The sequence below is a fragment of the Sphingomonas sp. IBVSS2 genome, from assembly GCF_002127225.1.
Taxonomy (GTDB): Bacteria; Pseudomonadota; Alphaproteobacteria; order Sphingomonadales; family Sphingomonadaceae; genus Sphingomonas.
Genome location: NZ_NFUR01000002.1, coordinates 705,190 through 718,871 on the forward strand (window position 1 = coordinate 705,190; position 13,682 = coordinate 718,871).

Sequence of the window (13,682 nt, forward strand, 5' to 3'; positions counted from 1 at the left end):
GAACCGAAACGATCGTTCCGGTTTCCGACATCGGGGGGCTCTTTCCCCCGCAAGCAGGAGAGAGAAGATATGAAATTGCTTCCGATCCTCGCGGCCGCCGCTGCCGCGACTCTCGCCATCCCGGCCGCCAATGCCGCCGCCGCCCCGGCGGCGCCGGCGATCGCCGGCAAGGCGGACATCCAGCACCACCGTCCGCACCACAAGCGCCCGAAATGGCGCACCGTGTGCAAGACCAAGTGGCACCATGGCCATCGCCAGCGGGTGTGCCGCAAGGTGCGCGTCCGCTAAGGATTGCGGACGCCAAGGGTTTCGGGCGGGAGCGTGCCTGCGTTCCCGCCCTTGCCTAACCGCCTGACTTTGCCCATATGCGCCGCGGGAGTCGGGCGGACGCAGTCGTCGCCAACCTGGTCAGATCCGGAAGGAAGCAGCCACAACGATTTCGCTGCGGGTCGTTCCGGCTCCCACCGCATCCACACATCGCCATCGCGTCCGCGACGGCCGTCGCCCTCACGGGAACGGCGGCGAATAGTCGGTCAGGCGCATCGTCCGGTCCTCTATCTCGCCCATGATCGGCGCGTCGGGGCTCAGCGTCGCCTTCTTGATCGCGATCCATTCCGCATCGGCCATGAATGCCGCCCAGCCGGCCTTCTGCGTCGCCTCGTCGGGCCAGCGCAGCAGGTAGACGAATTCGGGCTTCCCGTCGCGCCGCGCTTCCCAGGTCGCGACGATGTCGAAGCCGTGGCGCTTCATGATCCGCATCGCATGGTCGCGGAAGCGGGCATGGAAGACGGGCTTGCTGGCTTCGTGGAGCGCATAGACGCGAAGCTGGTAGAGCGGCTTGTCTGCGGCGCGAGCCGGGGCCGTCGCCAGCATCGCCGCCACCGCCAGCCCGAGCGCTATTCCGGTCATCTTCATCGCATTCCTCCCATGCCGGGCTTAGTCCATCGGCTTGGACGCGGCGACGGGAACACGCTAGGAACGCAAACGATGTCCGATTCCCTGCTTGGCCTCGACGAACCTCCGCAGCCGCGCGACAATGCTTATCGCGTGCTGGCGCGCAAATACCGGCCGCAGACCTTTTCCGAGCTGATCGGCCAGGATGCGATGGTCACCACGCTGGGCAACGCGATCAAGCGCGACCGGCTGGCGCACGCCTTCCTGCTCACCGGCGTGCGCGGTGTCGGCAAGACCTCGACCGCGCGGCTGATCGCCAAGGCGCTCAACTGCATCGGCCCGGACGGGCAGGGCGGGCCGACGATCGATCCCTGCGGCGTCTGCGAGCCTTGCCGGGCGATCGCCGAGGGCCGCCATATCGACGTGATCGAGATGGACGCCGCCAGCCACACCGGCGTCGACGACGTGCGCGAGATCATCGAGGCGTCGCGCTATTCGGCGGTCTCGGCGCGCTACAAGATCTACATCATCGACGAAGTGCACATGCTCTCGAAGAGCGCGTTCAACGCGCTGCTCAAGACGCTGGAGGAGCCGCCGGCGCATGTGAAGTTCCTGTTCGCCACCACCGAGGTGAACAAGGTGCCGGTAACGGTGCTCTCGCGCTGCCAGCGCTTCGACCTGCGCCGCATCCCGGCCGAGCTGCTTGCCGAGCATTTCGCCAGGGTGACCCAGGCCGAGGGCTTCGAGGCGGAGCCCGAGGCGCTGGCGCTGATCGCCCGCGCCGCCGAGGGATCGGCGCGCGACGGGCTGTCGATCCTCGACCAGGCGATCGCGCACGCCGGCCTGGAAGGCGAGGGCGTGAAGGCCGAGGCGGTGCGCCAGATGCTGGGCCTGTCGGACCGCGGCGCGATCCGCACGCTGTTCGGGCTGCTGCTGGAGGGCGATGCGCCCGGCGCGCTGGCGTCGCTCCGGGGGCAGTACGACCTTGGCGTCGATCCGCAGGCGGTGCTGCGCACGCTGCTCGAGACGGTGCATGCCGTCACCCTTGCCAAGCTCGGCACCGATGCCAATTCGGGCCAGTCGGCCGAGGAGCTGAAATCGCTCGAGCGCTGGGCGGCCGGGCTGAGCTTCCCGGCGCTCCACCGGCTGTGGCAGCTGGTGCTGCGCGGGCACGACGAAGTGGCGCGGGCGGCGCTGCCGATCGAGGCGGCGGAGATGGCGCTGCTGCGCGTCATCCATGCCTCGCAGCTGCCCGACCCGGGCGACCTCGCGCGGCAGATCGCCAGCGGCAGCGTCACCATCTCGGGTGGCGGTGCTCCCGCGGCGGCGGGGCCGAACGGCGCGGCGATGCCCACCAGCCTCGGCCAGCTGGCCGATTATCTGGAGGAGAAGCGCCGCTTCCAGCTCGCCACCCAGGTGCGCGACTATCTTCGCCCGGTGCGTTTCGCGGGCACCGAGGTGGAGTTCGCGGCGGCGCGGCCGCTGCCCTTCGATTTCATCAAGGAACTGGGTGCCGCGCTCAAGGAGTTGACCGGCACCAACTGGAAGTTGCTGTGCGTCGACGTGCCGGCCCAGGCGATGACGCTGCGCGAGGAGCAGGCGGCGAACGAGCAGGCCGAGCGCGACGCGGTGCTCGCCTCGCCGATGGTCGCCGCCGCGATGGAAGCCTTTCCCGATGCCGAGCTGATCGGCTGGAGCAAGACCGGAAGTTAGGAAGTATCTATGAAGAGTCTCGAAGACATCATGGCCATGGCGCAGAACGTCCAGGCCGAGCTCACCAAGGCGCAGGCCGATCTCGACAAGATCGAGGTGGAAGGCGCGTCGGGCGGCGGGCTGGTCAAGGTCCAGGCCTCGGCCAAGGGCCGGATCATCGGCATCCAGATCGACGATTCGCTGCTGAACCCGGCTGAGAAGGGCATGCTCGAGGATCTGCTCGCGGCAGCCTTCAACGACGCCCGTGCCAAGGCCGATGCGGCTTCGCAGGAGGCGATGTCGAAAATGACGAGCGGCTTGCCGCTGCCGCCGGGCTTCAAGCTGCCCTTCTGATTTTCGGAACCATTCCAACGTCTTCTCGGTTGCTGACGGGCAAGTTCGAGGAGGAGTGCAATGGTCGAGCGCGTAACCGAGCGCAGCGATGGCGTGACCGCCGAGCGAGTCACCGAGACGGAAGGCAGCACGGTGGTGATCGAGCGCCGCGGCGGCGGTGGCAGCCTGTTGATCGGGCTGGCGCTGCTGATCGCGGTGGTGATCGGCGCCATCTATCTGTTCAACCAGAATAGCCGCGAGAATGCGAAGACCGATGCGGTCAGCACCGCCGCCGACAAGGTGGGCGATGCGGCCAAGGATGTCGGCGACGCGGCCAAGAGCGCCGCGAACAAGATCCAGTGACGTTCATTCCTTCCCCGGACCAGCCCGGGGAAGAATGAAGTCAGCCCAGCAGCTTCAAGGCGATCGGCAGCACATGGGCCCGGGTCATCGGGGCGAGCGGCAGCGCCTCGGCCTCGGCGATCCGCACCCATAGCGCCTCGGCAATCTCCGCCGCAGCGGCGGGCCGGTGCGCGGCGGTGAGGTGGAACAGCTCCGCCTCCACCACGTGGCCCGGCTCATTGGCGGCGGGGGCCTGGAAGCGGCCGACATAGGCGGGTTCCGTGGCAGGGATCAGGCCGATCTCCTCGGCCAGTTCGCGGCGCAGCGCCTCGATCGGCGTTTCGCCCGGCTCGATCTTGCCGCCGGCCTGCATATAGGCCGCAGCTCCCTTTTTCCGGACCAGCAGCATATGGCCCGCACCGTCGTCGATCAGCGCGGCGGCGATGCGGATCGGCGTCCTCACCTCATTCGCGTCACCGGACACAATCGTCCAGTCCATCCCCACGCACGGTGCCGATTCGGGAAGTTATCGCGTTTCCGTAACGACGTGTGAAGCCGCGCGGATCGATGCCGGCGCGCTTCTTGGGCAGGGGCAGCACCGCGGCGATCTGGGCGGCTTCGCGAGGAGACAGGCGCGAGGCGTCATGCTTGAAATAGCGCATCGCGCCGGCGTTGACGCCATAGGTGCCGATCCCCGTCTCCGCGACGTTGAGATAGACTTCCATGATCCGCCGCTTGCCCCAGATATTCTCGATCAGGACCGTGAAATAGGCCTCCAGCGCCTTGCGGACATAGCCGCCGCCCTGGAACAGGAAGACGTTCTTGGCGGTCTGCTGGCTGATCGTCGAGCCGCCGCGGATGCGGCCACCCTTCTGGTTGCGGGCATAGGCCTGCTCGATCGCCGTGAGATCGAAGCCGTGATGGGCGCAGAAGCGCGCATCCTCGGCGGCGATCGCGGCACGCGTCATGTTGGGATCGATCCGGTCGATCGACATCCAGCGCTTGGTGGCGCCATGGCCCCCGACGATGTCGCCGATCTGCGTCCAGGTGATCGGCGGCGGCACGAACCTGTAGACGATCACCATGCCGATCGAGACGGCCAGGAAGAGCAGGACGGCCTTCAGGATCCAGAAGAGGAGGCGACGCAGCAGGGGCTTGCGCGCCCTTGCTTTCCCCGGCGAAGATTCCTCGCCCAGCGGGCGGAGGTCCGGCATCGGCGGCGCGCCCAGCCCGGGCTGCTGCGCCGTGGTCGCGCGCGGCGACCAGTCGCGCGGACGCGGCGCGGATGCGGAAGGCGCCGGCGGGATGTCCGCCGGCGCCTCGGGCTGGCGCGGGGGCTCCGCGCCGGTATCGCGATCCTGATCCCCCATGACGCTCGTCAGGCGGTCAGCAGGCGCTTCTCGCCGGCGATGCGCATCATCGCCTTTTGCAGCTTCTCGAACGCGCGCACCTCGATCTGGCGGACGCGCTCGCGGCTGACGTCATAGACCTGCGAGAGCTCCTCGAGGGTCTTGGGATCGTCGGTCAGGCGGCGCTCGGTGAGGATGTGCCGCTCACGCTCGTTGAGGTCCTCCATCGCCGACACGAGCATCTCGTGGCGGACGGTGGCTTCCTGGGCCTCGGCGACGCGCTCGTCCTGCAGTTGGTCCTCGTCGGCGAGCCAATCCTGCCACTGGCCCTCGCCATCCTCGCGCATCGGCACGTTGAGCGACGTGTCGCCGCCCATCGCCATGCGGCGGTTCATCGAGGTGACTTCCTCCTCGGTGACGCCGAGATCGGTGGCGATCTTGGCGACATGCTCGGGGGAAAGGTCGCCATCCTCGAACGCATCGAGCTTGGCCTTCATCCGACGCAGGTTGAAGAACAGCTTCTTCTGCGCGGCGGTGGTGCCCATCTTCACCAGGCTCCACGAGCGCAGGATGAATTCCTGGATCGAGGCGCGGATCCACCACATGGCATAGGTCGCCAGGCGGAAGCCCCGATCGGGCTCGAACTTCTTCACGCCCTGCATCAGGCCGATATTGCCTTCCGAGATCAGCTCGGAGACGGGCAGGCCATAGCCGCGATAGCCCATGGCGATCTTCGCCACGAGGCGCAGGTGCGAGGTGACCAGCTGGGCCGCGGCGTCCGTATCGCCATGCTCCTGGAAGCGCTTGGCGAGCATGAACTCCTGCTCGGGGCTCAGGATCGGAAACTTCTTGATCTCGGCCAGGTAGCGGTTGAGGCTGGCCTCACCACCGAGCGCGGGGATCGTCGCCGGGACGTTGCTTCCGCTTGCCATGATCATATCTCCCTTTCACTTGAAGGGCGCGCCCGGCCGAGGCCGGCGCCGCCTGAAATCATACGATGAGGTTATCGAACAGTTCCTGCATATCGGCAGGGATTTCGCTTTCGAACGCCAAAGCGGTGCTATCGATGGGGTGAATGAACCCCAGATGGGCCGCGTGCAAGGCCTGGCGCCGGAAATTCAAGGTTTCCAGAAGTTGACGGTGCCCCTTGCGAACACTGCCATAGACCGGATCGCCGACCAGCGGATGGCCCAGAGAAGCCATATGGACGCGCACCTGATGGGTGCGGCCCGTTTCCAGCCGGCATTCGACCAGCGTCGCGTCCTGAAGTTCGCGAAGCTTGCGCCAATGCGTGACGGCGCGCTTCCCGTTCTTCACGATCGCAACCTTCTTGCGATTGTGCGGCGAACGCGCGAGCGGCGCATCCACCGTACCTTCGGATAGTCTCAAAAGTCCTGACACGATCGCACGATAGCGCCGGTCAATTGAATGGGACTTGAACTGTTTCGCCAATCCCTCGTGCGCGCGGTCGGTCTTGGCCGCCACCATCAGGCCCGAGGTGTCCTTGTCGATCCGGTGGACGATCCCCGGCCGCGCCACGCCGCCGATGCCGGAGAGCGAGCCCCGGCAATGGTGGAGCAGCGCGTTTACCAGCGTCCCGTCGAGATTGCCCGCCGCCGGGTGGACGACCAGCCCGGCCTGCTTGTCGATCACGATCAGATGCTCGTCCTCGAACACCACTTTGAGCGGAATCTCCTGCGCTTCGTTGTGCGCCGGCTCGGGCTCGGGCACCGCGACGCTGAACAGCGCGCCGGCGGGCGCCTTCTTCGCCGGATCGCGCACCAGCCCCTGCGGGCCGGTGACCGCGCCGGAGGAAATCAGCGCCTTCAGCCTTTCGCGCGACAGGGTCGGCACCGCGTCGGCGAGCGCACGGTCCAGACGCCAGCCATCGGCTGTGTCCGCGATACGTGCCTCGATGATGGAAACCCCCGGATTCATGTTTGACCTTAAATGGGGACGAGGTTGGCGATTTCAAGATCTGTACCGATCGGTATCCGACAGATTTCCGCGGGTTTCAGTACTCTGTCAAGATGTTGGAATCCCTGGGATGGGGACTCGATCGTCGGGCACCGTCATTCCCGCCTGCGCCGGGATGACGCGCGGCGGGCCATGTCCTATCGAGGGCGGCGATGCGCCTGCGAATTCCCATGGCCCTGCTCGATGCGATCCGAAGGGAGGCCGTCCTCGCCGCGCCGCTTGAGGCGTGTGGGCTGCTGTTCGGTTCGGACAGCGCAATCACCAGCTATCAAGCTGTTGAAAATGTGGACGAAGCGCCGGACAGGCATTTCGAGATCGATCCTGCCGCGCTGTTCGCAGCGCTTCGAGCCGAGCGCGGGGACGGGCCGAAGCTCCAGGGCTATTGGCATTCGCATCCCAGCGGCGATGCGACTCCCTCGATAACCGATGCGGCGATGGCCGCCCCCGACGGCAAGCTGTGGCTGATCGTCGGGGGCGATATCGTGACCGTCTGGCGCGCCGTGGAGGGGGGGGCGCTCCACGGGCGCTTCGATCCGGTCGCGATCGACTGACCGTTCAGTTGCCGGGCGCCGGGGCGGCGGGCGCCGCGGGCGCGGGCTGTCCCGACGGCGGGGGCGGGGGCGGGCCGAAGCGGCGATGCGGGCCGTTCGGGGCCCCTGGGCCTTCGCGGCCGGGGCCGAAGCCGGGGCCGCGATGCGGTCCGCCATGCTGCCAGCCGCGGCGGTGGCGGCGGTGCATCCGCTCCTCGAAGCGCCCGAAGCGCAGCTCCTGGCGCGAGATCTTGCTGTCCTTGTTGACGTCGAACCGCTCGAAGCGCGCGGCGGCGGCCTTCATCCATTCGTCCCGGCTGATCATGCCGTCCTTGTTGGCGTCCATCGGGTTGTGGTGGGGGCGGCGCGCCATCTGGGCCTTGGGTGCCGTCTGGTCCTGCTGCGCCGGGGCGGCCAGCGCGGCGCCTCCGCCGAAAGCGATCGCGCCGGCAGCGAGCAGCGCGGCGAGCTTCAGTTTGATCATGCGATTTCTCCGCTCCAGTGACGTCTGGACGAGACCGGGGATAGGACGGGCCTGTCGCGAAGGTTTATCGGCCGGGGGGCGAAATTGTCGCAATTTGTCGGCGACGTGGGGGATCGATGTTCAACCCATCTTCCCCTCGCAGGAGAGATTGCGGGCGGCACCTCGCATCGCTGGAGATCGATACGACCTAGCGGGCGCTCGCGTCCTCCTCGTCGAGCGTGGGCAGGGTGAAGACGAAAATGGCGCCACCCTCGGGGGCGTTCTCGGCGGAGAACACGCCGCCGTGCAGTTCGATGATGCGCTTCGAGATCGACAGGCCGATGCCCATGCCGGCGCTGGTCCGGCTGGCCGAGAAGCGCTGGAAGAGATGCGCGAGCGTTTCGGGCGGAAGGCCGGGGCCGTTGTCGCGGCAGCGCAGTTCGATCATCGGGCCGTCGACACGCCGGGCGGTGACCCAGATGCGCGGATCCCGCTGCCCGCTCGCGCGCAGTGCCTCCACGGCATTGCGCATCAGGTTGACCAGCACCTGCTGGATCTGGACGCGATCGACAAAGGCACGCAGCTCGGCCGGCGCGACGTCGCAGTCGATCTGGGCGGCGAGGCGGCTCGACCCGACCAGCACGAGCCGCGCCGCGTCCTCGATCATCGGGCGGAGCGGCTCGACGCTTCGCTCGGTATCGTTGCGCTCGGTGAAGCTGCGCAGGCGGCGGATGATCTCGCCGGCTTGCATCACCTGGGTGCGGGCATGGTCCACCATCTCGGTGCCGGGGCCTTCGCTGCCGGTGCTCCGCGCGAGCATGGCGGCGGCCGAGAGATAGTTGGCGGCTGCAGTGAGCGGCTGGTTGAGCTCGTGCGCAAGGTCGGCCGCGGCCTCGCCCATTGCGCTCTGCCGGGCGAGATGGGCCAGCTCGGCATTGAGCTGGGCGACCTGGTCCTCGACGCCGAACTGGACCGACATGTCGCGCACGAAGATGGTCAGGCAGGCCACGTCCTCCGCCTGGACCCGGCCGGCACGCGCCTCGAGCGGGAAGAGCGAGCCGTCGCTGCGCTGCCCGACGGCACTGAGCGGCTCGGCGTTCCATGGGTCCAGCTCGCGCTCGCGCAGGTCTGCCAGCTCCTGGCGCGTGCGCTCGGCATGGGCCGGCGGCGAGAGAAGGACGACCGGCTCGCCGACGACCTGCTCGGCGCGATAGCCCCATAGCCGCTCGGCGGCGGGGCTGAAGTCGAGGATCGTGCCTTCCTCGTCGATCAGGATCACGGCGTCGGGCACCATCGTCAGCACGGCGCTCAGCTTGGCCTCGCGGATGGCCAGCGCCCGGCCCTGCGCATCGGCATGGCCGATCGCGCGCACCAGCACGCCGGCCAGGATCACGACATTGGCGGCGAGGACGACGAACTGGGCCGCGCCGAAGCCGAGCAGGTCCGCCTGATAGGCCGCGAAGCCGAGCAGCGAGGGGATGGCGGGAAGGATGATGACCGCGGGCGCCAGCCGTATCAGCAGGTGCCATCCCCGCTCGTTCGGTTCGTGGCGCATGGCATGGAGGATGAGCCCGGCGGCCGGGAGCAGGGCGAGCGCGCTCGATATCGCCGAGCGCCCGAGAAAGGCCGGCGAGATGCCGCCCGGCTCGCTGACGAGCGCGGCCGTCGCCAGCAGGGTGAGCGCCACCGTTCCGCTGGCCAGGATGATGCCGATGACGCGATAGGCGCGGCGATCCACGGTCAGCGCGAGCGCGGCGAGCCCGCCCAGCGCCTGCACCGCCACCGTGCCGCCCGGGCTGAGCCCGTCGTTGCGCACGCCCAGGCGTTGCACCGCCTCGAAGAAGAAGAGGCGCTCGATGGCGATCGCACCGGTGAGATACTGGAAGGTGATGAGGCTGAGCAGGATCGCTGCCGGGGTGGCGGCCAGCCGGGCCAGCCGGGGGTGGCCGCTCACTGCCAGGAACGCCGCCAGGGTCACGCTACAGCCGTTGATCGCGCTGAGCGGCGCCACGGCGTAATGGGGATTGCCGAAGCCGCGCAGCACCGGCAGGTCGAGCAGCCAACCGAGCAGCGGCAGCGAGAGGATGATGCAGCCGATCCCGGTCATCCATTGCGGCAGGGCGGCCGCGCCGAGGCCGATCCGATCGCGGTCCGGTATCGTGGCGTCCTGCCTCTCTGCGGCCCTGCTCGTCATGGTTCGTTCCAGGTACCGGGCCAGTGCCTGCCCGGCGGCATTGTAGCAGCAAGCGCGACATGGTGTGTAATCCGGAAAAACCGCAGGGGGCCGGGGAACGTTTCGGCGGCGCAACCCGTTGATGGACGAACGCTAATCGGAGAGCATGAAGATGCTTTGGACCATCGTTGTCGTCCTGCTGATCCTCTGGCTGCTGGGCTTCACTTTCCACATCGCTGGCGGGATCATCCACCTCCTGCTGGTGATTGCCATCGTGGTCGGCCTGATCCAGCTCTTCACCGGGCGGAAAGTAGTCTAGGGCCCCCGGGGCGCTTCGTCGTCCACCGGCCCCGGACAGGCGCCGCCACGCCATCGATGCGCGCCTTGTCGATGCTGAGATTCGCGCGGTCGGTCGGTCTCTCCCGTGTTTTCCGGTAATGGTAGCGTTGCCCGGATGACGCGTACAGGCATGCGCTTGCAGCATGGCGCGCCCTGCGCCAAAGAGGCTGCACCTGCGGGGGAGCAAGCATCTTGAACATCAGCCCGACCGATTTCGCCAGCCTGCTCTGTTCGCGGCTCTGCCACGATCTGCTGAGCCCGGTGGGGGCGCTCAACAACGGGCTGGAACTGCTCGCCGACGAGCATGACCCCGAGATGCGTGCCCGCTGCCTCGAGCTGCTCAACGAGAGCGCCAAGGCGAGCGCCAACAAGCTGAAGTTCTTCCGCCTCGCCTTTGGCGCCGCGGGCGGCTTCGGCGAGACGGTCGACACGCGCGAGGCGCAGGCGGCGATCGAGGGGCTGTTCGGCGAGAACCACCGGGTCAATGTGGGCTGGATGGTCGAGGATCCGGTGCTGCCCAAGCAGGCGATCAAGGTGCTGATGAACCTGGCGCTGATCGGCGGCGATGCGCTGATCCGTGGCGGCCAGCTCGATATCGGCGCCGAGATCGTCGACGGCCAGATCGAGATCGTCGTGCGCGCCGACGGCCCGCGCATCGTGCTCGATCCCGAGCTGCGCGGCGCGCTGGCCGGCGGCAAGGACGACATGCCGATCACGCCGCGTGCGGCGGCGGCCTATCTGATCCACGCGCTGGTCACCCAGGGCGGCGGCATGCTTCAGGTGAGCCCGCCCGATGCCGAGGTGCTGTTGTTCGGAGCTTCGTTCCGGGTGGGGTGAGGACCGGGCGGAACGGCTGCTTCCCGGCGCTTCCGGGAAGGCAGCCGTCGCCCGGCGCCAGGCTAGTTTTCGTAGATCACCACGCCGCGAAAGTTGACCGTGGCCCCGGCGGCGAACGCCGCATTGTCGGCCTTTCGCGCATATAGCTTGCCGTCGGTGAACGCAGCGAGGACGCCGGGAGCGTATACCGGGCCGCCGCCGCTGTCTTCCATCACGAACCCGAAGCACACGGCCGACTGGGCCGGGGTGAGCCCGGTCGGCAGCGTCGCCAAGATCGCCGTCGGCGTGGCCGTGGACGCAAGGACCACGGTGAAATCGAGCTGGAGCATCGTCTTGGCGCCCTCCAGCCGATAGTCGGCGATAGCGACGGTGGAGGATGCGATGCCCGCCGCGCCCGCGCCGGGCACGCTGAACGCCGGCGCCCAGGACCTGAAGCCGGCGGCGCCGCTCGATGCGCATTTGTTGTCCGGGTCATGCACGACGCTGTCGAACAGCATGCCGCGGATCACCTGCCATTCGTTGATCTCGCCAAAGGCTCCGTTCTCGATCGAGATCGCGCCGTTCACGGCCGAATAGATCGTCGGATTGGTGATGACGAAGCCCTGCACGGCCGGGCCGTTCATGTGCACCGCCTTGGCGGAGTCCGTATCGGTGGAGAAGCGGGGATTGCGCAGCGTGGCATGGATGACCGCGCCCGCGCGGGCCGTGCCGTCGCCGGCTACGAACTGGTAGCGATCCGGATGCGAGAAATAGTTTTTCTCCCACCAGCAGCTGTCGAAGACGATCTGGTCCAGATTGCCCTGGTCGCGAGGTGCGAGCAGAGTGCCTTCCAGGACGGAGCTTTCGAAATCGCAATTGGTGAACAAGATGTTCCACCCGTCCACCAGCTTGGCGCCATGGGTCCGTGCATCGGCGAATACGCACGAATCGAAATGAAGCGTCGTCGGAAGCAGGTCTATCACCCGCTCGACATGCAGGTTCAGCGTATTGAGTTCCGCCGTGAGCTTGCGGATGGTCGATTTGAGCAGGTCGCCGACCCGGACGCCGACCGCATCGGTTCCCGTGAAGCGCGAGACCCGGACGCCGTCCACTTGTACGGAGCTGGATGCCTGTCCCAGGAACAGGCCGATGGCACCTGAGGTAAGCTCTCCGTCGATCTGGAACGACGCCAGCTTTGCGGGATAATGCTCGCCCCCGGCGATCGATAGCCCGGTGGTGACGCCGGCCCTGGGCTTGAGGATCGCGCAATATTCGCTTTCGCCGATGATCTGCGCGCAGACCGGCGGATCGAGCTGGTCGTGGACATAGCGCCCCTTGGGAATGTAGATGCTGCGCCCGACCTGCGAGAAGGCCGTATTGAGGGCAGCGGTGTCGTTCGTCGTGCCGTCGCCCAGCGCGCCGAAATCCTTGACCGAGATCATGCGTAATTCTCCTTTGAACGGCACTTTGGGTGGTGTCCGAGATTCCGAACCGAATCGGAACAAAAAGAGAACTATCTGGCGGAATCCTACAATTCCAGCGTCCGGGGGCGAGGCATTCCAACCGTCTTGCTTGAACGACACACTGGCGCGTGCCATCGTCGGAAGATCATCCTGACGGAGCCTGCCCGTGAAGCGACTTGCGCTGCTCGCTGCAATCCTGCTGGGGGCCGGCACGGCGCCGGCTGCCGCGCAATCCTATCATGACATCGCCGATGCCTCGGCCGAGGCCGACGGGTTCAACGGCGTGATGCTGGTCGGCAAGGGCGGCCGGATCGCGGCGGTCGAAGGGTTCGGCCGCGCCGATGCCGGGAACGGCGTGCCGATGCTGCCGAACACGCGCTTCGAGACCGGATCGGTGTCCAAATGGATCGCCTCGATCGTGATCCTCAAGCTCGTGGACCAAGGCAAGCTCGACCTCGACGCGCCGATCAGCCGCTACCTGCCCGACTATCGCGCCGACACCGGCGCCAGGCTCACCCTGCGGCGCTTGATGAGCCATTCGAGCGGCGTGCCCAACCAGATCCTGGCGGCGCGCAAGGATCCGGCGACGCGCGGCATCGAAATGGACCAGATGGAAGCGGTGCGCCGCTATGCCAGCGGCGACCTGGCCTTCGCACCCGGCACCGCCTGGGACTATTCGCATTCCAACTGGCTGATCGCCAAGGCGATCGTCGAGCGCGTATCCGGCAAGCCCTATGCCGCGCTGGTCGATCGGCTGCTGGTGAAACCGCTGGGGCTGAAGGACAGCGGCGTCTATCGCGGCGATTCCGGCGCGGTGAGGGGCATGGCGCAGGGCTATGCCGGGCTCGATCCGGAACCGGTGCGCAAGCCCAATCCGGTGCCCGATTTCATGGCGATGGCGGGTGGCTATTATACCAGCGCGCCCGACTTGATGACGCTGATGAACGCAGTGCTGGACGGCAATTTCCTCCGCCCCGCCTCGCGCCGGGCGCTGACGACCATTCTGATGCCGGACCAGCATTATGCGCTGGGCGGCCGGGTGCGCGTGGCGCCGATCGGGGGCCGGGAGCGCGAGGCGGCGTGGGAGGATGGCTCGAACGGCGGCTTCCGGATGCTCGCCCGCCGCGTGCTCGCCGATGGGCATATGGTGATCGTGTTCACCAATGCGAGCTTCGATTACCAGAAGCTGGGGGATCTCGGCACGGCGCTGCTGGATGCGAGCTATGCCGCTGGCGCGGACGGCGCCCGGCAATCGCCCGAGCACTAACGCCCTTTTAACCACCCATCCCGCACAACCGCCCCGCAAATTTG

The 13,682-nt window shown here is 67.4% G+C and carries 16 protein-coding genes and 1 other RNA gene; 9 read left to right on the top strand and 8 right to left on the bottom strand.

Features of this window, described 5'->3' with window-relative positions:
• Positions 1 to 69 precede the first annotated feature (69 nt).
• Positions 70 to 288, top strand: a complete 219-nt coding sequence (locus CAP40_RS09350) for a hypothetical protein (protein WP_086129082.1) — start codon at positions 70 to 72, stop codon at positions 286 to 288.
• Positions 289 to 371: 83 nt separating this feature from the next.
• Positions 372 to 469: signal recognition particle sRNA small type (ffs, locus tag CAP40_RS09355), an RNA gene on the top strand.
• Between the two features lie 38 nt (positions 470 to 507).
• On the opposite strand, the gene CAP40_RS09360 is transcribed toward ffs, so the two are convergent.
• Complete coding sequence (locus tag CAP40_RS09360) at positions 508 to 915, bottom strand: NIPSNAP family protein (protein ID WP_086129083.1); 408 nt, start codon at positions 913 to 915, stop codon at positions 508 to 510.
• Positions 916 to 987: 72 nt separating this feature from the next.
• Here CAP40_RS09360 and CAP40_RS09365 point away from each other — a divergent pair, with 72 nt between their 5' ends.
• The 3 genes from CAP40_RS09365 to CAP40_RS09375 are packed head-to-tail and all read left to right on the top strand — an operon-like array spanning position 988 to position 3,282.
• Positions 988 to 2,607, top strand: a complete 1,620-nt coding sequence (locus CAP40_RS09365; protein WP_086129084.1) for a DNA polymerase III subunit gamma/tau — start codon at positions 988 to 990, stop codon at positions 2,605 to 2,607.
• Positions 2,608 to 2,616: 9 nt separating this feature from the next.
• Positions 2,617 to 2,940, top strand: a complete 324-nt coding sequence (locus tag CAP40_RS09370; RefSeq protein WP_086129085.1) for a YbaB/EbfC family nucleoid-associated protein — start codon at positions 2,617 to 2,619, stop codon at positions 2,938 to 2,940.
• 60 nt (positions 2,941 to 3,000) lie between these two features.
• The gene (locus CAP40_RS09375) at positions 3,001 to 3,282 is read left to right on the top strand and encodes a hypothetical protein (RefSeq protein WP_086129086.1); all 282 of its coding nucleotides are present in this window, start codon (positions 3,001 to 3,003) and stop codon (positions 3,280 to 3,282) included.
• A gap of 40 nt (positions 3,283 to 3,322) precedes the next feature.
• On the opposite strand, the gene CAP40_RS09380 is transcribed toward CAP40_RS09375, so the two are convergent.
• The 4 genes from CAP40_RS09380 to CAP40_RS09395 form a co-directional block, all read right to left on the bottom strand.
• Positions 3,323 to 3,760 (bottom strand): NUDIX domain-containing protein, encoded by a 438-nt coding sequence (locus CAP40_RS09380; protein WP_086129087.1) that lies wholly within the window; start codon positions 3,758 to 3,760, stop codon positions 3,323 to 3,325.
• Positions 3,735 to 4,409 (bottom strand): monofunctional biosynthetic peptidoglycan transglycosylase, encoded by a 675-nt coding sequence (mtgA, locus tag CAP40_RS09385; RefSeq protein ID WP_086129403.1) that lies wholly within the window; start codon positions 4,407 to 4,409, stop codon positions 3,735 to 3,737. Before mtgA ends, CAP40_RS09380 begins: the two co-directional genes overlap by 26 nt.
• 230 nt (positions 4,410 to 4,639) lie before the next feature.
• Positions 4,640 to 5,542, bottom strand: coding sequence for an RNA polymerase sigma factor RpoH (gene rpoH, locus CAP40_RS09390; protein WP_086129404.1), 903 nt, complete (start codon positions 5,540 to 5,542; stop codon positions 4,640 to 4,642).
• A gap of 58 nt (positions 5,543 to 5,600) precedes the next feature.
• Entirely contained in the window at positions 5,601 to 6,548 is a 948-nt protein-coding gene (locus CAP40_RS09395; protein WP_086129088.1) for an RluA family pseudouridine synthase, read from the bottom strand.
• Positions 6,549 to 6,739: 191 nt separating this feature from the next.
• Here CAP40_RS09395 and CAP40_RS09400 point away from each other — a divergent pair, with 191 nt between their 5' ends.
• Complete coding sequence (locus CAP40_RS09400; protein WP_086129089.1) at positions 6,740 to 7,138, top strand: Mov34/MPN/PAD-1 family protein; 399 nt, start codon at positions 6,740 to 6,742, stop codon at positions 7,136 to 7,138.
• A 4-nt stretch (positions 7,139 to 7,142) separates the two neighbouring features.
• Here CAP40_RS09400 and CAP40_RS09405 read toward each other — a convergent pair whose 3' ends face one another.
• Both CAP40_RS09405 and CAP40_RS09410 read right to left on the bottom strand, forming a co-directional pair.
• Positions 7,143 to 7,601 (bottom strand): hypothetical protein, encoded by a 459-nt coding sequence (locus tag CAP40_RS09405; protein ID WP_086129090.1) that lies wholly within the window; start codon positions 7,599 to 7,601, stop codon positions 7,143 to 7,145.
• 187 nt (positions 7,602 to 7,788) lie between these two features.
• Positions 7,789 to 9,774, bottom strand: a complete 1,986-nt coding sequence (locus CAP40_RS09410) for an ATP-binding protein (protein WP_086129091.1) — start codon at positions 9,772 to 9,774, stop codon at positions 7,789 to 7,791.
• Positions 9,775 to 9,925: 151 nt separating this feature from the next.
• Between CAP40_RS09410 and CAP40_RS20155 the strand changes: the two genes are divergently transcribed.
• Together CAP40_RS20155 and CAP40_RS09415 are read left to right on the top strand one after the other, a co-directional pair.
• On the top strand, positions 9,926 to 10,072 hold the full coding sequence (locus CAP40_RS20155; RefSeq protein WP_144034313.1) for a lmo0937 family membrane protein: 147 nt from the start codon (positions 9,926 to 9,928) through the stop codon (positions 10,070 to 10,072).
• 212 nt (positions 10,073 to 10,284) lie between these two features.
• Complete coding sequence (locus CAP40_RS09415; protein WP_086129092.1) at positions 10,285 to 10,929, top strand: histidine phosphotransferase family protein; 645 nt, start codon at positions 10,285 to 10,287, stop codon at positions 10,927 to 10,929.
• A 62-nt stretch (positions 10,930 to 10,991) separates the two neighbouring features.
• Here the strand turns inward: CAP40_RS09415 and CAP40_RS09420 are convergent, their stop codons facing one another.
• Positions 10,992 to 12,350, bottom strand: a complete 1,359-nt coding sequence (locus tag CAP40_RS09420; protein WP_179188020.1) for a glycosyl hydrolase family 28-related protein — start codon at positions 12,348 to 12,350, stop codon at positions 10,992 to 10,994.
• Positions 12,351 to 12,537: 187 nt separating this feature from the next.
• Here CAP40_RS09420 and CAP40_RS09425 point away from each other — a divergent pair, with 187 nt between their 5' ends.
• On the top strand, positions 12,538 to 13,638 hold the full coding sequence (locus CAP40_RS09425; protein WP_218822127.1) for a serine hydrolase: 1,101 nt from the start codon (positions 12,538 to 12,540) through the stop codon (positions 13,636 to 13,638).
• Positions 13,639 to 13,682: the final 44 nt, after the last annotated feature.